Below are 23,878 nucleotides of genomic sequence, written 5' to 3' on the forward strand. Positions count from 1 at the left end.
CAAAACCATCACCAAGCACTTTCCATAACCTACGAAATACGCTAAACCCGGAGGAAACGGAGGTTTGGGAAATGGCACAAACAAAAGACTACAGCCTAGGGGAATTCACCTTCCCGCGCGGCTGGTTCATGATCGCCCAATCTGAGGATGCCACGGAAACCCCTGTCGCGGTGCGCTTCTTCGCCCAGGACATGGTGCTTTATCGCGGCAAGGCGAGCGGCAAGCCGATTTTGCTCGAAGCCTACTGCCCGCATATGGGCACCCATCTGGCCAAGAACAGTTCGTCCTACGTGATCAAGGACAAAAAGCATGTCGAAGGCGATTCGATCCGCTGCCCCTATCACGCCTGGCGCTTTGGGCCGGATGGGCAATGCAACGAAATCCCCTATTCACCCGCGCCGATCCCCAAGAAGGCCTGCGTCAAAAGCTGGCCGTTGGTAGAGCGTGCCGGTGCGATCTGGCTGTGGCACGATGAAGAGGGGGGCGAGCCGGACTATGACCTTCCCGCCTTTGCCGATTATAACGCGCCGCATTGGGTCAACTGGAACCTGAGGTGTCTGGGCGAACTCGACTGCCACCCGCAGGAGGTGGTCGACAACATGACCGACAAGTCGCACCTCGAACCTGTGCATGGCTCGATCGACATGATCCGCTTTGAAAACGAGTTTGACGACATCAAGGTGCGCCAGATCCTTCTGGGCGGACACAAGACGCTGGCCGGGGCAGAGCCGATGCTCAACGATACGTGGTACACCGGCCCCGGCATTCTCCAGTCCATCATGGTCGGTGAAATGCCCTCGCTGATGCTGATCACCCACACGCCGGTCGACGATGGCCGCATCAAGGTGTGGTACGGCCTTTCGGTCAAAGTGCCCAATGCCGAGCCATCGGAGGCTGATGTGGCCTTGGCCAAGGGCTATGAGGAAGCGGGTATTTTCGCCTTCGCCCAGGATTTCGAGATATGGGGCAACAAACGTGCCTGCACCCATCCGATGATGGTGCGCGGCGATGGTCCGTTTGACAAGCTGCGCATCTGGTATCGCCAGTTTTACAACCCCCGCGCCCGCGCGCAGGAATTCCAGAAGCGCGTCAATGGCCGTTATGTTACCAAAGGCACGCTTGAGGCGCCTTGGGAAATCGACGCGGCCTGAACCCTGTCCCTCTCGCAAGAAGGCCGGCAGAGGAAAACGCTCTGTCGGCCTTTTCTTACAACGCTGCCGAATGGGGAGCAGTATGACCACCCAATCCCATGCCGCCGAGAGCGCAGATCTTGCCGGTATGCTCAAGACCGTACTGCGCCATATGCCTGCGCCTGTCGGCGTGGTGACCAGTCACGACCCAGCCACCGGCGAACCGGTCGGGCTGGCGATGTCGGCGATCATGCCGGTTGCGCTCGATCCCTGCTCGATGGCGGTGGCGGTCAACCGTTCGGGCTCAAGCCATGTGGCGATGCTCAAGGCGGGAAAATTCTGCATCAACCTGCTCTGCCCCCAGACCGGTGATCATCTCGGCCCCTTTGCGGGCCCCGCCCGTCGTGATGAGCGTTTTGCCGGGGAAACGTGGAAGCAGAATGGCAAAGTCTGGTATATCGCAGGCGCGCCCGCCGCGATTTTCTGCACAATCCGCCATGCCATCTCGCACGGCACGCATGACGTGCTGATCGGCGATGTGACGGAAGTCATTGCCTCAGGCGGCAAGGAGATCCTTGGCTGGGGCAATGGCGGACTGGGCATGCTTACACCCCTGTCCGCGTAAAAGCGCGCGCTGGGAAATGGGGGCATGGGCCAGGCCCTGCTCCCATTTCCCAGATGGCCTCAATAACGCAGGCCGATGCCGCCATCGTGATAGAGCGAGGCGCCCGTCACGAATTGCGCCTCTTCGGATGCCAGATAGACAAAGGCATGGGCGGTGTCTTCAGGCTGGCTCGCCCTGCCCAGCGGGTTCATGGCCGCCAGGGCCGCTTCGGCGGCATCGGTGGATTCCCACATCCCCGCCGCGACATAGGCCTCCAGACCCTCACGGATCAACGGGGTCATCGTCACGCCGGGATGCACCGAATTGACGCGGATTTTCTGAGGCCCCAGTTCCAGCGCGGCACAGGTGGTGAGCATCCGCCCCGCCGCTTTCGAGACGTGATAGCCAATGTTGGTGGCATTCATCATATAGGAGGCCATCGACAGATTGTTGATGACCACGCCGCCGCCTGCAAAACGCGTATGCGCCTGCCCCAGTGCCGCCGCGCAGGCCTTGATCCCCAGAAACAGCGCGTCATGGTTGACCGCCATCGCCTTGCGCAAATCCTCCAGCGAGGTCTGCAGGATGCCGCCATGCACCGCGATGCCCGCATTGTTGACCAGCACGTCCAGTCCGTCAAATTCGGCCACCGTATCGCTCACGATGCGTGCCCAATCCGCTTCGCTGGTGACATCATGTTCAACCAGCCTGAACACCCCGGCATGCCCGTCACCGGCCACCAATGCGCGAATGTCATACCCCTCCTCGGCGCGCATGTCTGTGGCGATCACCGCCCTGGCGCCTTCGCGCAGGAAAGCGCGCGCCACCGCAACGCCGATGTTGCCCACGCGACCTGCCCCGGTGACAATCGCCACCTTGCCATTCAATCTGCCCATGGCGCCCCCCTTCAAGCGATATACTGACGGAACGCATCCCACGGCACGTCCGAGGGAAATTGCGAGGCATCGTCGAAGGAATCATTTGGGATCGTGTAGCTGTCCGTGGCAAAGGCCCGGTCAAAATTGGCCGCCGCATCTTCAATGGCCCAATCCTTGTTGGTGCCGTTATAACCGGCGCTGCGCCCCACAAACACCCGGGCGAAACCGCCCCCGCCCACGGTGAACATTTCGCCGTTGCAGCCCGCGCTCTCATGGGCGAGCAGGCCCACAACCGGCGCCACCGCGTGGGGAGGGAAATCGCGGTTCATGATCGCGGCGATCGCCTCCCCCATCAGCGCGGTCATCCGCGTGCCCGCGATCGGCATGATGCAATTGACGCGAATGTCTTTGCCTTGGGCCTGTGCTGCAACAGCAAGTCCGCGCGTCATCGCCCAGCAGGCACCTTTGGCCGCAGGATAGGGAACACCGGAGCCCATGCCGAACCAAGAGCCCGACGCGATATTGACGATGCGCCCGTAATTGCGGTCGCGCATATGCGCCCAAACGGCGCGGCTGGTAAAAAAGGTGCCGCTGGCTGACACGGCCATATCGGTTTCCCACTGCTCGTCGGAAACTGTGTCCAGAGGGCCGGAGGCACAGACAACACCGGCATTGTTGACCAGAATATCGACCTGACCCCAGCGCCGGATGGCGTCGGCAATGATAGCGTTGGCGCCTGCGGATGTGGCGACCGAGTCGGTATTGGCCTCGGCAATCCCGCCCGCCGCACGGATTTCCGCCGCCGCTGCCTCGGCATAGGAAGCATCAGAACCGGCCCCGTTGAATTGCCCGCCCAGATCATTGACCAGAACCTTGGCACCGCGACTGGCCAAAAGGCCGGCATATGCCTTGCCCAGACCGCCTCCGGCACCCGTGACGATCGCTACACGACCATCGAATCGTAACTCACTCATTGGGTCCTCTCCCCATGACGCATTGGCCTGACGCCGCATTTATAAGTGAGTGGTTACTATACAATGTGGCCAAAGAAAAGGGCGCCGTCGCCCTGCGACAGCGCCCTGTCTGAGAGCGAGGCCCGAAGGCTCTCGCGCTCAAGGATGGCAGGCCAATTCAGCTCGTAACCTTGGCCAATTCAGCGTCAATCGCGGCCAGACGGGCGTCGGTCACCTCTTCGGCGGCATAGGCCTGAATAGCGCGCAAGGTCATGCCGCGCGCCATATCGATCTGGGGATTGGTGGTCATGCCCGGGATGTTTTTTTCGATGATTGCCTTGGTCACAGGGTTGTCGAGCAGTGTACCGATGTCAGTATCAGCCGTGCTGTACTTGGGAGCGGCGGGTTTTGCCGCGGCAGGCTTGGTTTCAGCAGCCTGAACCATCGGGGCGGCGGACAGGATGAGCGCGAGCGCAGCACCGGCAACAAAATTACGCATAGAACGAATCCTCTCTGATGACCGCCGCTATATCGCACGGACCCGTACTAATAACAATCGGATTCTTCACGCTCACCAATCCCGCCGCGCCGCCATCAGCATGGACACGACACCCTGCGCATAATCGGCCATTTCCTCATCCGACACATGACCGCGAAAGGATTCCTGCGCCTGATAACCGGCGATGGCCGCCACCAGCATCCGCGCAATGCGCAAAGGATCGCGCGCGGGAATGCCATCGCGTTTTCCGGCATTCACAATGTCGGCGGCGATCAGTTCGACAATGTAGAGATAACCCGTTTTGTACATCGTGCGGGCCAATTGGGGGAAGCGCTCCTGCACCCCCTGCAAGGCCCGTTGCAGGGCAATCACATCAGGTCTGAATAGCCATTGTGCAATGGTGCGCGCATGATGGCGCAGTCGCTCTTCGATACTGTCATTGAGCAGATAATCCTCTCCAGAGGCTTCTTCGGCCCAATCGCGGATCGTGGCCTCAATCACCTCTTTGAAGAGCGCCTCCTTTGAAGGATAGCGGGCGTAAAGCGTGCCTTTGGAAATGCCCGCCTGTGTCGCCACCTGCTCCATGGCCACCCCATCAAAACCATCGGTGAAAAACATGGCGCGCGCGCTGGTGACAATTGCGGCCTCAATCGCCTTGACCCGCGCCAGCGAGGGACGGCCACGGCGCGGCGCGGTTTCCTTGGATGCTTTGCTCATACCTTAAACATACAGATGATGACGGACCGTACAATATCACTCCGAAAATAAATCGAACGCTTCCGTTTGTTATTGACAATCCTGACCCGCAGCGTCACGCCGCAGGGGTCAAAAACACTGCTCGAGAGAGGTCCATCCATGCCCCCTTCGCTCTCACGCTCCATCGCCGCGCTGCTGCTGAGCGCTGCGTTTACCGGCAGCGCCGCGCTGGCCGATCAGCCCGATGCTCAGGCACGTGCCGATGCCACGCTCAAGGAAATGACCGCTGAAGAAAAAGCGGAGCTGCTGCACGGCAAGATGTTGCTGATGCTGGCCCCCGCCAAACGTCCCGAAGGCGTGTTCACGGGGGCAGGCTACATCGAAGGGGTGCCGCGCCTTGGCGTGCCGCCGCTGGTGGAAAGCGACGCCAGCCTTGGCGTCTCAAACCTGATGAACCAGCGTCCGGGCGATGTTGCGACCTCCCTGCCCTCGGGCCTATCGCTGGCGGCCACCTGGAACCCTGCCGCGCTCTACGCCGGCGGGCGTATGATCGGAAGCGAGGCGCGGGCCAAGGGCGTGAACGTGATGCTTGTGGGCGGGGTCAATCTGGTGCGTGATGCGCGCGGCGGGCGCAATTTTGAGTATCTGGGTGAGGATCCGCTGCTGGCCGGCACGCTGGTCGGGCAGCAGATCGCCGGTGTCCAGTCCAACAGGATGATCGCCACCATCAAGCATTTCGCGCTCAACAACCAGGAAACAGGCCGCTCCAGCGCGACCGTCAACATGGATGAGGTCGCCATGCGCGAGAGCGACCTGCTGGCCTTTGAACTGGGTATCGAGAAGGGCAAGCCCGGATCAGTGATGTGCGCCTACAACCGCGTCAACACGGTCTTTGCCTGCGAAAACAAGTTCCTGCTGAGCGATGTGTTGCGGCGCGACTGGGGCTACAAGGGCTTTGTGATGTCGGATTGGGGCGCGGTGCATTCAACCGAAGCCCTGCTGGCAGGTCTTGACCAGCAATCGGGCGACCAGCTCGACAAAAAGCGCTATTTCTCCACCGAATTGGCACGCGAAGTTGCGGCAGGCAAAATTCCCGCCAGCGCCATCGACACCGCCGCGCGGCGCATCCTCTATGCCATCTATGCCAACGGTCTGGAAGGTTTCGACCCCAAGGCGCGCGGCACCATCGATTATGACGCCAACGCCAAGGTGGCCGAGCAAGCCGCCGAAGAAGGCGTCGTCCTGCTGCGCAACGAAGGCGGTATCCTGCCGCTGGCGGCCAGCGCGCGCAAAATCGTGCTGATCGGCGGCCATGGCGATACGGGCGCGCTGATCGGCGGCGGATCGAGCCAGGTGGTGCCGGTGGGCGGCATCAAGCTGAAGCTGAAGGGAAGCGAAAACGCCGCCAACGGCTTTGTGCAGCGTCTCTATGGCGGTGCGTCACCCCTCGAAGGTCTGCGCGCGGCATTGCCAGGCGCCGAAGTATCCTATCTGGACGGCAGCAATGTCGCCGCTGCCGCACAAGCAGCCGCCAAGGCCGACATCGCCATCGTGCTGGCCGAGAAATTTTCCAGCGAGGTCGAGGACAACACCGATCTGACGCTGGACGAAGGGCAGGACGCGCTGATTGAGGCGGTGGCCGCCGCCAACGCCAAAACAGTAGTCGTGCTTGAAACGGGCAATCCTGTTCTGATGCCTTGGCGCGAAAAGGTACCCGCGATTGTGTCGGCATGGTATCTCGGCCAGCGCGGCGCCTTTGCGCTGGGGCGAATCCTGTCGGGCGCGGTCAATCCCTCTGGCCGCCTGCCGGTGACATTCCCTGCATCGGCCGACCAACTGCCCAATCCTGTCCTGCCCGGCTCCACCCTGCCCCCGCCCTCGGCGGCGGACAAGGCAGTCTATGGCATCAACACCAATTCCCCCGCCTTCGATATCACTTATCCCGAGGGTGCAGATGTCGGCTATCGCTGGTATGATCGCAAGGGGCTTGTCCCGCTCTATGCCTTTGGCCATGGCCTCAGCTATACAAGCTTTGCCTATGATGGGCTGACCATCAAGGGCGGCAAGAGCATCACCATCAGCTTCCGCGTGACCAACACCGGCAAATATGCGGGCGCAGATGTGCCGCAGGTCTATCTTACCCTGCCCGGTCAGGCACGCCGCCTGATCGGTTGGAGCAAGCCGCATTTGAAGCCGGGCGAGACGCGGCAGGTAAGCCTTACCGCAGATCCCCGCCTGCTGGCCAATTTCGACAGCAAGGCCCAGCGCTGGGTGGTCAAGCCCGATGTTGCCAAGGTCGAGGTGGCCCGCGCCGCCAATGCGCCGGTGTTGACCGGAAGGATCAGACTGACCGCGGCAAAGCTGCGCCCGTAAAGCGTTTTGCGGGCAATTGGCAGCAGCCGACTGCCCGCAAAACACAACATCTCCGTCAGGCGAAGCCGGTGAAAGCCGTCAGTCCGCCATCAACGACAATCTCGGTTCCGGTGATATAGCGCGCTTCATCCGAGGCGAGAAACAGCGCGGCATGGGCGACGTCCCAAGCATCACCCATCCGCCCCATCGGGACCTGCGCATTGCGCTTGGCCACCATGGCGTCATACTCGCCATTGCCATAACGCTCGGCCAATCGGCGCACCAGAGGCGTATGGATCAGGCCGGGCACAACGCAATTGAGGCGCACGCCCCGCGCCGCCCAATTGACCGCCGTGACCTTGGTGAACTGGATCAGCCCTGCCTTGGCCGAGGCGTAGGCCACCTGATCCTTGCCGACCCAGCGTTGCCCCGCAACCGAGGACACATTGACCACCGCCCCGCCGCCATTTTGCGCCATCATGGGCATCGCGCATTTGGTCGTCAGAAAGGCAGAGGTCAAATTGAGTTCAAGCTGGGCCCGCCAGATGTCTGCGTCCATCGTCACTGGATCACCCGGTTCCGAGCGACCGACATTGTTGACGAGAATATCGATCCGGCCAAAACGCGCCATGCAATCGTCGATCATGGCGGCCACCTGATCATCGCGCGTCACATCGCAGGCCGCGATATGCATGCGGTTGCCCTCACCCTCAACGATCTTCGCGGTTTCCTCCGCCGCTTCCCGCGTCAGATCGACCCCATAAACCGTTGCGCCCTGACGTGCGAGCAAGGTGGCGATCGCCTTGCCATTGCCCCAGCCCGGCGCGAATGTCCCGCAACCCGTCACGATCGCCACGCGCCCATCCAGTCTCAACATCTCTTGCTCCCGATATCTTCGCGCACCTGCTTGCATTTGCGTAATGCAGGAGCAAGAAGGAAACGCAAAATCAATATCCAAAAGCCCTGGAACCGAAAGATTATGACCCAAAAGACCCGCATTGCGATGATCAGCGCGCTGGCCCAATCGCCGCCTCCGGCCATGGCCGCCATGGCCGAGGTGTGGCCCGCCGCGCAGGTGCATAATGTGATTGATGACTCGCTGGCCGCCGATCTGGCCATGCTGGGATTGATCACGCCGGGCATCTATCAGCGGTTCATGACGCTGGGCCGCTATGCCGCCGCCACCGGCGACGAGTTGAACCCCACGCGCGGCATTCTCTTCACATGCTCTGCCTTTCGCCCTGCGATCAACCGTGTCAAGGCAGCGCTGCCCATCCCCGTGCTGTCCCCTAACGAGGCGGCCTTTGAGGAGGCGCTCGCCTGCACGAAAGCCAAAGGAGCCAATGGGCGTGTCGGCCTGCTGCTGTCGTTTGCCGGATCGCTGGCGCCGCTCACCGCTGAACTGGCGGAAATCGCAACCGAACTAGGTCTGCCCTGCCCTGCCATTGTCAGTGAAGTGGCCGATGGTGCGCTGGATGCCTTGCAGAATGGCGCCCCGGAGCGCCATGATGCCTTGATTGCGGCAGCGGCCATGCGCCTTCCGCCGGTCGATGTGGTGGTGATCGGACAGTTCTCGATGGCGCGGGCCGCCCCTCTCGTGCGCGACGCCCGCCGGGAACCGGTGCTGACCACCCCTCATATGGCTGCTGCAAAGCTGAAACGGCTCATCGCAGGCTGAAGCGCATCAGCGCGGCAGGTTAGCCGCAGCGCTGATGCGGCGTGACCTAGGAAATCACCAATGCCTCCTCGTCAGGCCGACGCGTCCAGCTCCAATATTCAGACAAGCGGAAGGGACAGGAGACATAGTTGCGCCCGGTGCTGCTGAGATAATAGCTCTTGGCCTTTGGGTGCGACCAGATCATATGCTTCATCTGGTCCTCGACCTTCCTGTTCCATGCCAGATAGGCATCGACCGTCGGCTCGATCGCCTTGCCTCCGGCGGCCACCACCTTGTCGAGCGCCTCGATGATGTAGTGGATCTGGGCCTCGAGCACCATGTTCACCCCGGCCGCGTGGTTGGGAGCAGAATTGGGCCCAAGCGTCATAAAGAAGTTGGGATAGGCCGGAGCCATGATGCCGAGATAGGAGCGGGCCTCGTCATGGCCCCAGGCGGCCTGAAGGTCGCAGCCCCCACGGCCAAACACCTGCAAGGGCCCCAGCGGCGGAGCCAGATCAAAGCCGGTGGCCAGCGCCAGAATATCGACCTCGTAACGCTTGCCGCCCTTTGTGACGACGGCATTTTCCTCGATGTGGTCAATGCCATCGGTGTCCAGCGTGACATTGGGTTTGAGCAGCATGTCGAGCCAGCCACCATCGGCATCGAGCACGATACGCTTGCCGAAAATGGGATAGTCGGGAATCATCTTACCCAGCAAATCCGGACGATCCTTCAGCTTTTCATGGATATACCACAGCGCATAGTCACGCACCGCGTGGTTCTGCGCCGAGATCGAGATGTCGGGTGTCGGATGGTTTTCGTCCATCTTGACGTTGCCATAAAGGCCATCGCCGGTGAACCAATAGACGCGGAAGCGGAACCACTCCTTGTAGTGCGGGATATGTTTCAGCGCGAAGCGAATATTGTCATTCACGTGAACGTTGATATCCGGATTGTTAAGCACCCAGTGTCGCGAGCGCTGGAATACCGTGAGGCTCTTGACCTTGTCGGAGATCGCGGGTCCGAGCTGCGCCGCACTTGCGCCCGTGCCGATCAGTGCCACGCGCTTTCCCGTCACATCCACTGACGGGTCCCAGCCTGCCGAGTGCATCTTGGGGCCCTTGAACCTGTCCAGCCCCGGGATATTGGGCATCGACCAGCGATTGAGCACACCATGGGCCAGGAGCACCGCGTTGGCATCCTCCACCTTGCGCGTGCCATCCGCCTTTTCCAGCGTGATATGCCAGATACTCTTCGCATCATCCCAACGGCATTCGACCACCTTCGTTTCGAACTGAACATGACCGCGAATGCCGTATTTGTCGGCAACCGAGAGCAGATAATCCTGAATTTCGGCCCCCTTGGGGTGATAGGTGGACCAGTCGGGATTGAGCTCGAAGGAGTAGGAATAAAAGTGGCTTGGCGTATCAAGGCCAACGCCGGGGTACCTGTTTTCCAGCCAGGTGCCGCCCAATTGCGGGTTCTTCTCGATGATGGTGTAGTCATAGCCCGCTTCGGCCAGTTTCACCCCGGCGGCAATGCCTGTCATGCCGCCGCCGATGACAAGCACCTTGAAACCGGCGGGGTCCTTGCGGCCCGGAATGTCCTTGCGCGGGACCGCGCGCTCGAAACCCATCTGGTCATACAACACCGGCACCTGATCCTCAGGCACCTCCTCACCCACGCTGACGCCCATCATATGGCGCAGCAAGTCAGCCTCAATCGGCTTTTCGACCGGCGGCGTCGGACTGGTCAGCAGGGCGAACAGTTTTTCACGCAGGTCATCGGCAAGATCCTCGGGTACGTCCGAGGGCCCCTCTGCGGTGTAAATACCGCGCAGATGGGGCGCAAAACGGTCGAGATAGGCACGGTCATGCGAATAGGTGGTATAGACCATCAACAGAGTGGGAATATTGGCATCTTTCAGGGCCCCCTTCAGAGACGCCATATCGGTAATCGGCAGCTTGCAATCAGAGGTCAGGGTTGCTTTGGCAGGCTTCGGACCGGGGGCATTCATGCATACTCTCCACATTCAAATTGTTGTTAAAGATAGGCAATATCTGGATCAGCAGCCATTCTTCACATGTAAGTATGTACTTACATGTGATTGAGGAAATTGACTTCGATCAAGATCTGGCGCAGCCTTGTAAAAGTGGAGGATCGGCATCGGCCAACTCATGCATAAAAACAGAACAGTTGCATTAAAACAGAGGCTTAGCGGATATCAGCGCAAAGCACTGATCCTTGAGGCCGCGCGCGGTGTGTTCCTGCGCAATGGTTTTGAGCACGGCAAAACCTCGGAAATCGCCAAGGGTGCGGGTGTCTCCGAAGCCATGGTCTATCGCCATTTCTCATCGAAGGCGGCTCTTTACCGTGCCGTTTTGCGCCAGACGATTCGCGAGCAAAACGAAAACCACGCCGTTCTGATGTCGACAGAGCAAGGTACGGCGGGATTAATTGCCACACTCAAGCGCTATTTCGAGATCGTGGTGGCACAAAGGGAAGAGCGCATGATCAGCCAGTTTCGGCTCATCATGCTCAGTCTGGCCGGCGACGGCTCTTATGCCAGTCTCGTCTATCGCCGCGCGTTGCGCATGACAGGACGTTCGATCCTGGAAGCGCTAAAACAGGCAAAGGAGGCCGGAGATCTTCATGGCGAAATTCTCGATCCGGCAGACACGTCCATGTTTGTCGAGCATATTGGAACGGTTATGAGCACGATCTGCGCCCTGCCGGCCGCGCATCAGCCCTATGGCTCAAATCAGGATGCGCTGGTCCTCTCAGCCCTGCGCTTTTGCTGCCGGGGGCTGGGGTTTACCGAAGAGGCAATCACCCGGCACCTTGGTACCGGATGATCACAGCCTATCCGCTCAGCCCAGCATCTGGACGTTTTCGATCAGCGCACCTTCAGGGTCTTCAGCAAATTGCACGCGGACACCATATTCCACCATGTCACGCGTGGGGCCCACGAGCTTGCCCCCATTGGCCACAATCCGCTCCTTAAGCTGTTCCATATCGGTCACGATCATGCCGAGAATCGACTGTTGGTCGCGCGGCTTGGGACGGTTGACAAAGTTGAACAGCACAAGCGACTGGCCGTTCATCTGGCCGTCAGCGCTCAGGATCACTTCGCGGAAGGCTTCGCCATTGCCGGCGCTGTCGCCTTGCACCTTGGTCACTTCCTTCATGCCATAAGTCTTCTGGTAAAATTCGGCCATGGCCACTTCATCAGCGACGATCAGTTTTACAAAAATGCCGGCAACAAGCGTATCAGTCATAGGGTCATCCATCCGTCAAAAGAGACCGGCTCAGGCGCCGGCGGGAATTCTGTTCCATTCGGCGCGCAGGGCATTGCCGGTCTTCGGGCAATGGGTGCCGGACGGCGTGTACATGGCGGCCACACAGCGGTTGCAGGCATCGCAGGCAGAGCGATACTGCGGATCCTCGCGGAAACGGTTGATGAGCGCTGGATCATGGACCAGCGCGCGCGCCAGAACCACCGCATCAAAGCCTTCCTCCACGATCTTCCGCGCCGCCGGGGCCGAGATCACGCCGCCGACATAACCCAGCCCGCAACGCACCGCCGCGCGCACCTGACGCGCCGCATCCAGAAAATAGTATTCCGAAAAGCGCAGCGATCTGGGAGTCAGGGCCTTGAGCATGGCGAATTGCAACCGCGATTTGAGGCCGGGCTGCAACGCCTGCATATCATCCAGCGGCAAAGGGCTGTTGAAGATCGCCCAGGGCGACTCGATATTCCGCCCGCCTGACAGCACCAGCATGTCCACCCCTGCGGCCTCCAGCACCTTGGCCGTGATCACCGCATCTTCAACGGTGGCGCCGCCGCGCGCGCTGTCGTAAAGATTGATTTTGGCCAGAACCGCCATATCCGCCCCCACCGCCTCCTTGACCGCAGCGGCTACTTCAGCGGGGAAACGCACGCGATTTTCGGCAGTGCCGCCATAAGCATCCTTGCGGCGATTAGAGAGAGGCGAGATGAACTGGTTGAGCAGATAACCGTGACCCATATGAATCTCGACCGCATCGAAACCCGCCTCGCGCGCCAGCTTCGCCGCTGCGACAAATTCATCGCGCACCTGCGCCATATCGGCGGTGGTCATCTCATGCTGGAAAAAGCGCCCCATCATCGCGCCCAATTGGTCCAGCCCACCGCTGGCCGACATGGCGCGGCGGGTGGACAACTGCTTGTGCTGAACGAAGCTTCCGGCGTGGGTAATCTGGGCCGAAATGCGCCCTCCCTCGGCATGGGCGGCATCGGTGACGGCCCGGTAATGAGGCATCGAGTCACGCGACATCACACCTTGGGATTCAAAGGTGCGCCCGTCGCGCGACACGGCGATGTAAGCAAGAGTGGTCATCCCCACCCCGCCCGCCGCCAACCTCCGATGGAATTCAAGCAGCGATCGCGTGGGCATGCAGTCATGCGCCATCATCTCGTTTGCGCCCGAACGAATGAAGCGATTGGGCATGGTGATCGGCCCCAATTGCAAGGGGGAAAACGGATCGGTCACTTTCAGGTCCTCATTCTGGCACCCTGCTTCCGTATGATTCGGTGGAGGCCATCTGCGTTTGATAGTGAACACTAACTTGTCGATTGCCAAGCCCACACGTTCCTTGCTACGCATTCCAAAGCGAAATGCACAAATGACAGCGATAGGTCGCAACCAAAACCACGGCCTAATTGCGCATCTCGTCGGAGAGAGGCAACAATGCGGCAGGTTGACCCCCAGTTCATCAAAGGCCCGACGCAAGAAGTGATGAAGGCCGCTTTGCAGGCCTATGTCGAGCGTACCAACGCCGGCGATGCGCCCGGTCTGGTCGCTCTTTTTGCACCTGATGCGGTGATTGAGGACCCCGTCGGTTCTCCCCCCAAATCCGGCGCGGACATTGCGGCCTGGTTTGCCGCTTCGGTGGCATTTGACGCAAGGATCACGCCCATCGGCCCGCCGCGCGGATCACATGCCGATGAGGCGGCGCTGGCCTTTTATGTCGAGTTTACACCACCGGATTCGCCGCGCCTGCGCATCCATTCCCTCGATGTCTGCCGCTTCAACGCCAAAGGACTGATTACCAGCCTGCGCGCTTATTGGGGGCCGCAGGACATCGAACCCGTCACAACCTGAACTTTCCGGAGAGAATGATGACCGATCAAGCAAATCCTTTCGCAGGCGGCACCGCCGTCATCACCGGCGCCGGTTCGGGCATTGGCGCAGGCCTTGCACGCCGCGCCGGCGAACTGGGCATGACTGTGGTGGTAACCGACATCAACGGCCCTGCGGCCGAAGCCGTGGCCGCCCAGATCAATGCCGCAGGCGCCAAGGCCGAGGCGCTCGTCGTTGATGTGTCCCAGCCCGATGAACTCGACCGCCTCGCCGAAACCGTGTTTGACCGCCACGGCAGCGTGCGCCTGCTGGTCAACAATGCAGGTATCGAAACACTGGGTTTTTCCTGGGAAATTCCCACCGCGCGCTGGGAAGCCACACTCAACATCAACCTGCATGGCGTGGTGCATGGGGTGCGGGCCTTTGTGCCGCGCATGTTGGCAAGCGGCGAGGAATGCTGGGTGGCCAACCTCTCGTCGGTGGGCGGATTCGGCCAGATGCCGACGCAGGCCGCCTATATCGTCACCAAACATGCCGTTCAGTCGCTCAGCGAGTGCCTTTATCTGGAAATGCAGGTGAAGAAAGCCCCGATCAACGTCTGCTCGATCATTCCGGGCATGCTGAAAACCGGCATCTTCAATGCTGATCAGGGCAAGGGCGAGCCCGATAGCGCCGCCGCCTACCGCAAGGCGATGCATGACATGATGGCCGCCTATGGCATGGATCTGACCGAAGGCTGCCGCATCATCATGGACAAGATGGCCGCGCGCGAGTTCTGGGTCGATACCCAACCCGAGATGACCGATCAGATTTTGGGCGGGCGCATCGGCTTTTTCCAGAGCCGTCAGGCGCCGGTTCTGGCCGATCAGGTCAAACAGCTGCTCGGCATGGAGGCATGACTTCCGTGCCCCCCGATTTTACCGGCAAGGTGGTTTTTGTCACCGGGGCAGCTTCGGGCATTGGGCGGGCGACCGTCGATGCGGTGATTGCGGGCGGCGGACAGGTTGCCGCCGCCGACCGCCAGACGGTCGGCAATCTGGGCAATGCCGGTTTGGCACTCGAACTCGATGTGACCGATCCCGCCCGGATGGATGCCTGCGTTCAGGCCGCCCTTGATCGCTTTGGGCGGATAGACGGACTGGTGACGAGCGCGGGCATTTCTGTCGGCGGCGCTGCTCTCGACGTCGATCTGGACGAATGGAACAAGGCGCTGGCCGTTAATCTGACCGGCACCATGCTGGCTGCGCGCGCCGTGCTGCCCGCGATGCAGGCGGCGGGGAAGGGTTCGATCGTCACCCTCGCCAGCATCTATGGCATGACCGGCGGCGCGCATAACATGCCCTACAACGTCAGCAAAGGCGGGGTTTTGCAACTGACCCGATGTTTGGCGGCGGACTATGCCGCCAGCGGCATTCGCGTCAACAGCGTAAGCCCCGGCTTCATCGAAACACCCATCACTCATATGCTCAAGGAAGACAGCCCCATGCGACATGCCTTTGTCGATATGCATCTGATGGGCCGACCGGGCCAGCCTGAAGAGGTGGCCGCCGTAATCACCTTCCTGCTGTCGGACGCGGCCTCTTTCGTCACGGGCGCGAATATCCCTGTCGACGGCGGCTTTGCCGCTGCGCAGGTCATCATGCCTCGCGGCTGAAACCATCGAACGCGGGACCGATCGCGCGGGCACAATATGTAATCCGGACAATCGAAAAGGGGGCTGCGGAACAGCCCCCTTTCCTTTTCAACCCATCCTCGAAAGTTCGGATGATAATCAGAACTTCGTCAGCAACGTCACACCGAATTCGCGAGGATTGGTCACGTTGACCAGGCGATAGCCCGACTGGAAAACGCCGCCTGCCAGCAAGGCGTTGTTCGACGCCAGCGAGGATGACGCCGAGGTGATGCGCTTCTGGTTGAGCAGGTTGCGGGCAAACACATCAAGCGTCCACCGCCCGTCATTGGTGCGGAAACCGGCGAACAGGTTCACGTTCTCGCGGTCGCGATAGTTGAAATTGTCCTGTTCGGCAAAATACGACGGCTGATAGTTCATCAGGGCACGCACATAAGGCGTGACCTTTTCCATCGGGAAACGAATTTCGGTCGAGATGTTCATCTGGAAATCGGGAATGGCGCCAAGACGGCCATTGCTGCGGCAATAGCTCACATTGCCCGCCCCTTGTACGGTCGGCGCTCCATTGCCATTGGGCGTGCCTGTTCCGGCAAAGTCATTGCAAGGCAGCAACGCGTTCTTGTAGCGCGCCCTGTTATAGGACCCACTCAGCCCGAGATCCCAGTTCTTTGTGGGCTTGGCATCCAGAGTAACTTCAACGCCCTTGATCTCGGCATTGCCGTTATAGTTAAAGTCAAAGAACCCACTGGTCGGTACATTGGTCGGCGATTGCCAGTAAATGCCCGAGAAGCGCGAGATATAGCCGTCAAACTTCTGATAGAATGCCGCGATAGAATAATTGATGCGACGCTCAAGCGCGGATCCCTTCAAGCCCAGTTCGAAAGAGTCCGTCTTTTCAGGCCGCGTCTGGAGCAGGTCCTGCGAGATTCCGGCGGGCGTCGAAACCCCCGTGCTTCCGGAACGATAGGAATGGCCAAAGGCGAAATAGGCATTCATCGTCGGCATGATCGCATAATCGACGGTCACGCCGCCGGTGATGGGATTATGATTATTTTTCTGAAGATTGGCCGGAATGATTTCAGTCGGCCCCGAATTGGTAGCCCCTGACAGCGTCAATTGGGTCGTTTGGAACGTCCGCAGCTGGGAATAGCGCAGCCCGCCCTCAATCTTGAACGGCCCGCTCTTGTAGCTCAGATTGCCGTTGAACGAAAGCGTCTCGGTATCCACCGGCACGTTGACGAAAGTGTCGATGCCCAAGGTGTTGGGCAGGGTGAAGGGCGTGAAGCCAGGTGCCGGAACGCCGATGGCGGCATAGGGCAGATTGACCTGCGTTGTGGGCGCCGTCTGATACCAGAACTGAGTTGCATCCTGATGCACGGTGGTCGTGCCGGTCTGCTTCACATAGAACGCGCCGACGCCCCAGCCGAAGCCTTCCTTGTTGTTCGAACGCAGACGCAATTCGGCCGTATCGACCTTGTAAGGGGTGACAACGTTCGAATATTGCTGATAGCCGGGCAGGGCATTGCCCGCATCCAGATCTCGCGCGATGTCGAGCTTGGAAAACTGGTGCGCGCCGACGAATGACAGCGTCCCCCAGCCAAGATCCCAATCCGCAGCCAGATTGACGATATGGCTGGTGTTCTGATTGCGGAATACCCCTTCCTGAACCGCGCCGTAATCCCCAATGCCCAAGGCCGGACCCGACCGTGCCGACGTGTCGGGAATGTTCACGCCTGCGTAAGGGTAAGGAATGTTGACACCGGGCGCGACCGCCACGGTGCCATAAACATTATAGGGAGTATTGCCGCTGCCGATCACCTGACGGAACATCTTGTTGTCCGCCTGCAGGTACTGATAGGTCAGATAGGCGGAAAAGGTCGAGGACGGCTTCCACCCCAAAGTGATGCGGGCGCTTTCCGTCCGGCTGCGCGACCGTTCGCCATTGCGGTTGACATCAACGACCTGATTAAGCCGGTTGCCATCCACGAGCCCGGCCACGCGGATCGCGAAAGTGTCGGAAAATGGCAGGGATACCGCCGTTTGCACGTTATAGCCATCGCGCGAGGTGTAGGTTGCCTGGGCCGAACCCTCGATCACGTCGAACGAGGGGCGTGCGGTGGCGATGGTGATGGAACCGGCCGGGGCAGACAAGCCACGCAAAAGCCCCTGAGGACCACGCAGCACTTCGATCTGCTTCACGTCATACATCGCGGTGAAAACGGTCTGCGCGTCGGTGGGGATTTCGTTGAAATAGACCTGAACCGCAGGCGCAGTGCCCGCATCCGGATTGAAGGTGATGCCGCGAAGGGAGGTGGTGTTGCTGCGGCCGTCATTATTGGTGATCTGCAGGCCGGGCGCCAATTGCTGCACGTCCTTCACATCGAAGATTTTATAGTTGGCGAGCTGCTCGCTCGTGGCCACGGTCACGGCCATGGCCACATCCTGCAAGCGCTGGGCAGAACGCGTGGCCGTCACGATAATTTCCGATGGACTGGCAGGTTCGGCAGCCGGTTCAGCCTCGGCCGCATGGGCAAAAACCGGCAAAGCCAGCATGGATACGCTGCAGAAAAACATGGCCGAACGCGAAATCGCAGTCCAATTCATTGCAATCCTCCCTCTCAATTGCTTTTGGTATCTTTATGAATGCGCGGTCCCTGCGCCTTGTTGGGCCGAAACAGGTTATCGCCCCTCAAGCGCGGACATGATTTTTTACTTATCTGCGGGAAATGCCAATCCTCCCGCAGGCCCTTTGCCTGATGAGCGCGAGTTCGCATCCTGAATGATCCGGCTGGGCGCCTTGGCCCCGGGTTTTACAGAGCGACCAACGCGCCCGAATGGAGCCACAGCCCCATCCCGCCACTTTCCGCATCATTTCCAACTCCCGTCAGCGCCCTGTTTACAGGGTCAACTTTGATTTAAGTTAGTTTACACTTACCAATCGTCAGCCTTCACGTCAACGCACCTGCAATGCCAAATTATCAGATTGAACGCGTCCGTTCGAATTATGTTGTACAGACACCACATTTTGGCGCCCGCATGGCCGGGAAAGCTCTTGAACACGTCGAAAAATTATGTGAGTGTTCACTAACAATAATCGACGGGAGAATTTTGTGGCCCTGACTTCCTTGGCCGATGTGGCGATTCGCGACACTTTGCTGCTTGATGATTCGCCGGAACTGGCCACTGCCCTGGCGCAGGCCAACCTGCCCACCCTACTGGCAAGCTATGTCCAGCTTTCCGGCGATGCAGAATTTCTGGAGCGCTTCGCCCCCTGCATTCGCCCCGCGTATTCCAATCCGCCCACGCATATTCCCGATGATCTGGCCAACGAATTGCGCACAAGGCTGCATCGCCTGCTGACCACGGGCGAAGGCTTGAGCGCCACGCCGCCGTCCGATGCGCTGGTGCAGCGCATCATGTCGGTGGCCGTGGGTGAGCCGGTGGCCGACGAATTTGTGGAACTGGTCTACGATCAATGCGGCTTCAAACCGTGGATCGACCGTTCGCAGATCACCACGCGCAAGCCTGCCCCTGCCGGCTTCAAGGTGCTGGTGATCGGCGCGGGGCTCACCGGCATGGCCGCTTCGACCAAATTGACAGAAGCCGGCTACGACCACATTGTTATCGAGAAAAATCCCGAAGTGGGCGGCACCTGGTACGAAAACCGCTATCCGGGCGTGGGCGTCGATACGCCCAGCCACTTTTACAGCTTCAGCTGGGAAATCTGGCCTGACTGGAGCCATTACCATCCGCAGGGCGCCGATATGCAGCGCTATCTGGTTGAAGTGGCGAACAAATATGACCTGCGCCGCAACATCCGATTCAACACCGCAGTCGAAACACTGGTCTACGACAAGGCCACGGGTCTATGGACCGTCACGGTGCGCAACCGCGACGGGAGCACCGAGGATCTGGTGGTCAATGCGGTGATCAATGGCCACGGTCCGGTCAACCGCTACAAGTTTCCCGATATTGAAGGGCTCGACAGCTTTGCAGGACCGGTGGTGCATACCGCCAATTATCCCACCGACCTCGACCTCAAAGGCAAGCGCGTGGCCGTGATCGGCACGGGCGCCAGCGCGGCCCAGTTGGTGGGTGCGATTGCGCCGGACGTGGCCAGCCTGACCATCTTCCAGCGTTCGAAGCACTGGGTGCTCTACAACCCCGAAATCGCCCATGCGGTGGAAGACGGGATGAAATGGGCATTGGCCCATATTCCCACCTTCAAGGAATGGTTCCGCTTCAAGGTCTATTGGGCTGCGGCAGACGGCCTCTTCGCCAATGTGCTGCAAGACCCCGCCTATGCGGGCAATCCGCTGGCGGTTTCCGCAGGCAACGAGGCCACGCGCCAATATGCGTTGTACTATATGCAGCAGAAGTTCGCGGACCGCCCCGATCTGATCGAGAAACTGACGCCGGATTTTCCGATTTTCTCGAAGCGCATCATTCTTGACAACGGATGGTATGATGCTCTCGCCCGCGACAATGTGATGCTGGAAACGTCGGGCGTGAAGCGCATTCATCCGCATGACGTGGAAGCGGGCGATGGCACGGTGTATGACGCTGATGTCATCATCTGCGCGACCGGCTTCAACGTTTCGAAGATGATCGGCAACCTGACCATCAAGGGCATCGATGGCCGTGATCTGGGCGAGGAATGGGGCGAGGAGGATCCGCGTTCCTATCTGGGCATGGTGATGCCCGGCTTCCCCAACCTGTTCTGGACAGTAGGCCCCAACAGCGCGCCCAATCATGCCGCCGGGCAGAACCTCATTTCGGAATGCCAGATCAACTGGATCATCGAGGCGCTCGACCGGATTGTCGAGGCCGATGCCAAGGCGTTCGAGGTGAAGCAGGATGCCTTCGATGCGTGGAACCGCAAGGTAGAGGAGCGTATGCCCGATATGATCTGGTCGCATCCGGGCGCCAACAGTTACTACAACAATTCCAAGGGGCGCATCTTCCTGTCCTGGCCCTGGCGCCTTGTCGATTTCTTCAACGAAACGCGCGCGCCGCAGGAAGGCACCTATACCCTGCATAAGTGATGGAATGCCGGGCGGGTCAGTAGGCCGATCCGCCACGCCCTTCCATTCATTCAGCGGCGCCAGACATCCACCCGTCTGGCGCCGTCTTTTTTCATGACTTAACGCAGGCCGGGCGCAAGATCGCGCAGGAAATCGATGGACGAACGCGGATCATTCAGCCGCGCCGCGCCCAGCTTTTGCGCCCACAAGCCCTCGGCACCGTCAGCCAATCGCCAGCTGTGCAAGCGCCGCGAGAGCAATTGCAGGTCATATTCCTCGCTGATCCCGATTGCGCCGTGAATGGCATGTGCAGTGTTGGCGACCGGCGCGGCGAAGCTTCCCGCCACCTGCTTGGCCATCGCCACGGCCAGCGGATTGACCGGCAAACCAAAGGCGCAAACCGTCTGCGCGACAAGGCGCGTTGCAACCACCTGCTCGGCCATCACCGCCAGGTTCTGCTGCAAGGCCTGCTGGCGGCCGATCGGCTTACCGAACTGCACGCGTTCATTGGCATAGGCGATGGTCATGTCGAGCAGGCGCTCGGACGCACCGGCGATGAGACAGGCACGCAAGGCCGCCCCCAGAGCAAGCAGGCCGCCCTCCGGAGCCTCCATGCTCTGGCCCACCAGCGCGCCATTCCAAGCAAAGACCGCGCCCAGATCATGGGCCACCCCGGTCGGCTCGATGGTTAGCGCGCCTGCCGCCGCCAGCACCAGCCTGCCCTCGCTTTCAATCAACACATGCCTTGCCACACGCCCGCAGGGCACCGCCGCGCTGCGCCCGCCAAGATCGCTTGCCAAAACAATCGGGCCGCGCGGGCATGCCACACCGGCCCCGGCCAGCAAGGCCCGCGCCAGCATCGTTTCGCCCACTGGCAAAGGCACGGCATGGCGCCCCACTGCCGCCAGCAACGGCCCGACCTGCGCCAGTTCAAGACCAACACCGCCTGCCTCCTCGCTCACCAAAGCGTCGAGAAAGCCGGATTCCTCCAGCACTTTCCACATGGCATCCGCATCACCACCGGCCTCAACCGCGCGGACGGAGGCAGGGGTGCATAGATCAGCAAGCATCCGGTCAAACGGATCGAGAAATTCATTCGTTTCCATGGTCCGTCCTCCCTCAGCGCAGCCCAAGGCCGCGCGCGATGATCCCGCGCAGAATTTCCCGCGTGCCGCCACGCAGGCTGAAACTGGGCGCGATATGCGTGACATAAAGCAACGTGCGATACAGTTCGGCCGAAACCGGCTCATCCGGATGGCTGGCCAGATCATCGCCGATCGCCAGCGGTACTTCCTGCTCGAAACTGGTCCCCAGATCCTTGACGACCGAGGCTTCCACCACAGGGCTTTCGCCCGCCACCAATCTTGCGGTGCAGGCAATCGACATCGCCCGCAAAGCGCCCATCTGCGCCATCAGGCGCCCCACCAGCGCGGTTGTCGCGGTGTCGGCGCGTCCAACCGCCTGTACATGTCGGATCCATGCGTCGAGCAGCACCACGCTGGAATAGATCCGTTCCGGCCCGCTGCGTTCAAAGGCCAGTTCGGCGGTTACCTGATGCCACCCCTGCCCTTCGGCGCCGATCAGCGCATCCGGGCCCAATTCAACATTTTCGAGGAACACCTCGGCAAAATGCGCATCGCCTGTCAGGTCAACGATCGGCCGCACGGTCACGCCCGGCGCCTTCAGGTCGATGATCAATTGTGACAGGCCCTTGTGCCGGTCTTCCGGCCCGCCCGATGTACGCAGCAGCGCGATCATGTAATCACTGTGCAGCGAATTGGTGGTCCAGATTTTCTGACCATTCACCACCCAGCCTTTTTCGGTGCGCTCGGCCCGCGTGCGCACACTGGCCAAGTCCGAACCGGAGCCCGGCTCGCTCATGCCGATGCAAAAGAACTGCTCGCCCCGGCAGATGGCGGGAATATGCTTTTGGCGCTGTTCTTCGGTGCCGTAATTGAGGATCAGCGGCGCACTCTGTCGGTCGGCGATCCAGTGAGCCGCCACCGGCGCGCCCGCAGCCAGCAGTTCTTCCACCACCACAAAACGCGCGAAGGGGCCGCGTTCCTGCCCGCCATAGGCCTTGGGCAAGGTCAGCCCCAGATAGCCCGCCGCGCCCAGTTTGCGGCTGAAGGCGGCATCAAAGCCCTGCCACGAGCGCGCGCGGCAATCGAGCGAAAGGTCGGCAATCGCCTCGGCAATCAGCGCGCGGACAGGCGCGCGCAGCGCCTCGTCCTCTGGCGGCAAGGCCGATAGGGTGAAGCTGTCAAACACCAGACATCCTCCATGGTCATGGTCCAGAGCCTCCATGGGCCCTGCGTCAGGTTCCTTTCTTTGGCGTGCAGGATCGTCAAAACAAATATTATTTTTGCACCAACCGATACACAATGAATATCAGCCGGTGGCCAATGCGACAAAATTGCTCACCACCGCATTGGCGCGATGGGCATGGGCCAGCCCCAGCCTGATCTCGATCGGCTGGACAAGGTCCATCAGCACGACACCTTCGGGCAGAAACCGGCGGCTATGCGAAGGCACCAGAGCCACACCAAGGCCACTCTGCACCAGGCTCAGGATGGTTTGCACCTGCGTCGCCTCCTGCGCCACATGGGGCAGGAAACCGGCGCTCTGGCAGGCCACCATCACGGTGGAACGCAGCACGCTGATCGGATTGTGTACCACAAAGGGCTCCTCTGCCATATCCTCGATCCGCAGCAGTTTGCGCCGCGCAAGGGGATGCGAGACGGGCAAGGCGACGACCATATGGTCCCGCTCCACCACATGCACCTTGACGCGCGGCTGTTCCATCAGCGGCAAACGAACCAGACCAATGTCCAGCCCGCCATTCTCGATCTTTTCGGCGATGTCGACGCTGGTGCCTTCTTCCAACACCAGTTCCACCTGCGGATAGTGCGCGCGAAAATGCTGGATCAGGCGCGGCAGCAGATCGAAGGTGGCCGATCCGACAAAGCCAAGCGCCAATCTTCCCAGTTCGCCGCTTGCCCCTTGGCGCACGGCGCGGCGCACCCCCTCGGCCTGCACCAGCGCCTCGCGCGCGGGTTCCAGGGCGGCCTGCCCGGCCGCTGTCAAGGAAACGCCGCGCGGGCTGCGCAGAAACAGGGGCGCGCCCAGCTCCTCTTCCAGCTTGCGGATGGCGACCGTCAGTGGTGGCTGCGAAATGTGCAGCCGTTCTGCGGCGCGGTGGAAATTGAGCGTTTCGGCCAGAACCGAAAAATAATGGAGTTGGCGCAGATCCATGCTTGCCTCGAAGCGATAGCGAATGACTATCGCTCTAAAGCAATTTAATATTGGGAGCAAGTTTGGCTCCTGCGGTA

The 23,878-nt window shown here is 60.5% G+C and carries 21 protein-coding genes; 9 read left to right on the forward strand and 12 right to left on the reverse strand.

The window, feature by feature from the left end:
* The first annotated feature begins 71 nt into the window (after positions 1–71).
* Together PQ467_RS20505 and PQ467_RS20510 are read left to right on the forward strand one after the other, a co-directional pair.
* Positions 72–1,151 (forward strand): Rieske 2Fe-2S domain-containing protein, encoded by a 1,080-nt coding sequence (locus tag PQ467_RS20505; protein ID WP_274176333.1) that lies wholly within the window; start codon positions 72–74, stop codon positions 1,149–1,151.
* Positions 1,152–1,233: 82 nt separating this feature from the next.
* Positions 1,234–1,755: a flavin reductase family protein gene (locus PQ467_RS20510; RefSeq protein WP_274176334.1), complete on the forward strand. Its 522-nt coding sequence runs from the start codon at positions 1,234–1,236 to the stop codon at positions 1,753–1,755.
* Positions 1,756–1,814: 59 nt separating this feature from the next.
* Here PQ467_RS20510 and PQ467_RS20515 read toward each other — a convergent pair whose 3' ends face one another.
* The 4 genes from PQ467_RS20515 to PQ467_RS20530 form a co-directional block, all read right to left on the reverse strand.
* Positions 1,815–2,630 carry an SDR family NAD(P)-dependent oxidoreductase gene (locus tag PQ467_RS20515; RefSeq protein WP_274176335.1) on the reverse strand — a complete coding sequence of 272 codons (816 nt, stop codon included), beginning with the start codon at positions 2,628–2,630 and terminating at the stop codon, positions 1,815–1,817.
* Between the two features lie 11 nt (positions 2,631–2,641).
* Positions 2,642–3,586 carry an SDR family NAD(P)-dependent oxidoreductase gene (locus PQ467_RS20520; RefSeq protein ID WP_274176336.1) on the reverse strand — a complete coding sequence of 315 codons (945 nt, stop codon included), beginning with the start codon at positions 3,584–3,586 and terminating at the stop codon, positions 2,642–2,644.
* A gap of 157 nt (positions 3,587–3,743) precedes the next feature.
* Positions 3,744–4,064 (reverse strand): hypothetical protein, encoded by a 321-nt coding sequence (locus PQ467_RS20525; protein ID WP_274176337.1) that lies wholly within the window; start codon positions 4,062–4,064, stop codon positions 3,744–3,746.
* A gap of 72 nt (positions 4,065–4,136) precedes the next feature.
* Complete coding sequence (locus PQ467_RS20530) at positions 4,137–4,781, reverse strand: TetR/AcrR family transcriptional regulator (protein ID WP_274176338.1); 645 nt, start codon at positions 4,779–4,781, stop codon at positions 4,137–4,139.
* Positions 4,782–4,919: 138 nt separating this feature from the next.
* On the opposite strand from PQ467_RS20530, the gene PQ467_RS20535 reads away from it, so the two are divergent.
* Positions 4,920–7,133, forward strand: a complete 2,214-nt coding sequence (locus PQ467_RS20535) for a beta-glucosidase family protein (RefSeq protein WP_274176339.1) — start codon at positions 4,920–4,922, stop codon at positions 7,131–7,133.
* 55 nt (positions 7,134–7,188) lie between these two features.
* Here PQ467_RS20535 and PQ467_RS20540 read toward each other — a convergent pair whose 3' ends face one another.
* Positions 7,189–7,989 carry an SDR family NAD(P)-dependent oxidoreductase gene (locus tag PQ467_RS20540; RefSeq protein WP_274176340.1) on the reverse strand — a complete coding sequence of 267 codons (801 nt, stop codon included), beginning with the start codon at positions 7,987–7,989 and terminating at the stop codon, positions 7,189–7,191.
* Positions 7,990–8,091: 102 nt separating this feature from the next.
* Between PQ467_RS20540 and PQ467_RS20545 the strand changes: the two genes are divergently transcribed.
* Entirely contained in the window at positions 8,092–8,790 is a 699-nt protein-coding gene (locus tag PQ467_RS20545) for an aspartate/glutamate racemase family protein (protein ID WP_274176341.1), read from the forward strand.
* Between the two features lie 46 nt (positions 8,791–8,836).
* Here PQ467_RS20545 and PQ467_RS20550 read toward each other — a convergent pair whose 3' ends face one another.
* Complete coding sequence (locus tag PQ467_RS20550) at positions 8,837–10,717, reverse strand: flavin-containing monooxygenase (protein WP_274176342.1); 1,881 nt, start codon at positions 10,715–10,717, stop codon at positions 8,837–8,839.
* 229 nt (positions 10,718–10,946) lie between these two features.
* On the opposite strand from PQ467_RS20550, the gene PQ467_RS20555 reads away from it, so the two are divergent.
* Positions 10,947–11,624: a TetR/AcrR family transcriptional regulator gene (locus PQ467_RS20555; protein ID WP_274176343.1), complete on the forward strand. Its 678-nt coding sequence runs from the start codon at positions 10,947–10,949 to the stop codon at positions 11,622–11,624.
* 15 nt (positions 11,625–11,639) lie between these two features.
* On the opposite strand, the gene PQ467_RS20560 is transcribed toward PQ467_RS20555, so the two are convergent.
* Together PQ467_RS20560 and PQ467_RS20565 are read right to left on the reverse strand one after the other, a co-directional pair.
* The gene (locus PQ467_RS20560) at positions 11,640–12,047 is read right to left on the reverse strand and encodes a VOC family protein (protein ID WP_274176344.1); all 408 of its coding nucleotides are present in this window, start codon (positions 12,045–12,047) and stop codon (positions 11,640–11,642) included.
* Positions 12,048–12,077: 30 nt separating this feature from the next.
* Positions 12,078–13,301, reverse strand: a complete 1,224-nt coding sequence (locus PQ467_RS20565; protein WP_274176345.1) for an NADH:flavin oxidoreductase — start codon at positions 13,299–13,301, stop codon at positions 12,078–12,080.
* A gap of 198 nt (positions 13,302–13,499) precedes the next feature.
* Between PQ467_RS20565 and PQ467_RS20570 the strand changes: the two genes are divergently transcribed.
* Genes PQ467_RS20570 through PQ467_RS20580 form a run of 3 tightly spaced genes read left to right on the forward strand, consistent with a single transcriptional unit; the run spans position 13,500 to position 15,546 of the window.
* Positions 13,500–13,913 (forward strand): steroid Delta-isomerase, encoded by a 414-nt coding sequence (locus tag PQ467_RS20570; protein ID WP_274176346.1) that lies wholly within the window; start codon positions 13,500–13,502, stop codon positions 13,911–13,913.
* Positions 13,914–13,930: 17 nt separating this feature from the next.
* Positions 13,931–14,791, forward strand: coding sequence for an SDR family NAD(P)-dependent oxidoreductase (locus PQ467_RS20575; RefSeq protein ID WP_274176347.1), 861 nt, complete (start codon positions 13,931–13,933; stop codon positions 14,789–14,791).
* Positions 14,788–15,546: an SDR family NAD(P)-dependent oxidoreductase gene (locus tag PQ467_RS20580; protein ID WP_274176348.1), complete on the forward strand. Its 759-nt coding sequence runs from the start codon at positions 14,788–14,790 to the stop codon at positions 15,544–15,546. The genes PQ467_RS20575 and PQ467_RS20580 overlap by 4 nt, the downstream gene beginning before the upstream one ends.
* Positions 15,547–15,663: 117 nt before the next feature.
* Here the strand turns inward: PQ467_RS20580 and PQ467_RS20585 are convergent, their stop codons facing one another.
* Positions 15,664–18,126: a TonB-dependent receptor gene (locus PQ467_RS20585; RefSeq protein WP_274176349.1), complete on the reverse strand. Its 2,463-nt coding sequence runs from the start codon at positions 18,124–18,126 to the stop codon at positions 15,664–15,666.
* A 506-nt stretch (positions 18,127–18,632) separates the two neighbouring features.
* Between PQ467_RS20585 and PQ467_RS20590 the strand changes: the two genes are divergently transcribed.
* On the forward strand, positions 18,633–20,567 hold the full coding sequence (locus PQ467_RS20590) for a flavin-containing monooxygenase (RefSeq protein WP_274176350.1): 1,935 nt from the start codon (positions 18,633–18,635) through the stop codon (positions 20,565–20,567).
* Between the two features lie 98 nt (positions 20,568–20,665).
* Here the strand turns inward: PQ467_RS20590 and PQ467_RS20595 are convergent, their stop codons facing one another.
* The 3 genes from PQ467_RS20595 to PQ467_RS20605 all read right to left on the reverse strand — a co-directional run bounded on the left by PQ467_RS20595 (position 20,666) and on the right by PQ467_RS20605 (position 23,801).
* On the reverse strand, positions 20,666–21,652 hold the full coding sequence (locus tag PQ467_RS20595; protein WP_274176351.1) for an acyl-CoA dehydrogenase family protein: 987 nt from the start codon (positions 21,650–21,652) through the stop codon (positions 20,666–20,668).
* A 13-nt stretch (positions 21,653–21,665) separates the two neighbouring features.
* Positions 21,666–22,853 (reverse strand): acyl-CoA dehydrogenase family protein, encoded by a 1,188-nt coding sequence (locus PQ467_RS20600; protein ID WP_274176352.1) that lies wholly within the window; start codon positions 22,851–22,853, stop codon positions 21,666–21,668.
* An 84-nt stretch (positions 22,854–22,937) separates the two neighbouring features.
* On the reverse strand, positions 22,938–23,801 hold the full coding sequence (locus PQ467_RS20605) for a LysR substrate-binding domain-containing protein (RefSeq protein WP_274176353.1): 864 nt from the start codon (positions 23,799–23,801) through the stop codon (positions 22,938–22,940).
* Positions 23,802–23,878 lie beyond the last annotated feature (77 nt).

Origin of the sequence: Novosphingobium sp. KACC 22771, assembly GCF_028736195.1 — a bacterium.
Taxonomy (GTDB): domain Bacteria; phylum Pseudomonadota; class Alphaproteobacteria; order Sphingomonadales; family Sphingomonadaceae; genus Novosphingobium.